Consider the following 503-nt stretch of genomic DNA (forward strand, 5'->3'; position numbering starts at 1 on the left):
TCATTTACTTTTGAACCGGCTGTTACATACGGGCCAGCTTCCGGTGATGAAGAAGCATAAAATGTTCCTACCATTGGTGAAGTGATTTTATGCAGATTCTCATCTTGCTTTGGTGCTTCTTGGGCAGGTGCCGCTGCTTGCTGCGCTTGCGGCTGGACTGCCTGCGGAGCCTGTGCTTGTACAGGTGCTGCCGGTGCCTGCTGCATGACTTGAACCGTGCCTGCTTCGTGTTTTTTCAGTTTTAAGGATACACCTTCATTTTCATATACGAATTCGTCAATTGTAGACTCGTCAATTGCTTTAATCAGCTCGTGGATTTCTTTGATATTTAACATTCAATCGCACTCCTATGTATGAAATTTCTTTTTTATAGGTTACTACTAAAAGTACATACTATGTTCATCTTACAGGAGCGGACTTTTGAATTCAACTCTAATATGACAGCAACGCAAAAAGCCCGCTTGTTTAGCGGACTTCTTTTTCCTCTTTCTTACTTGGATGGT

The 503-nt window shown here is 42.7% G+C and carries 1 protein-coding gene; it reads right to left on the reverse strand.

The features are described 5' to 3' along the window. Positions 1 to 335, reverse strand: a 335-nt coding sequence (accB, locus tag ACWHAR_RS32620; protein WP_452089120.1) for an acetyl-CoA carboxylase biotin carboxyl carrier protein, incomplete at its 3' end; no start/stop codon positions are given. Between the last annotated feature and the right edge of the window lie 168 nt (positions 336 to 503).

Source organism: Bacillus sp. LR--39 (genome assembly GCF_053613335.1).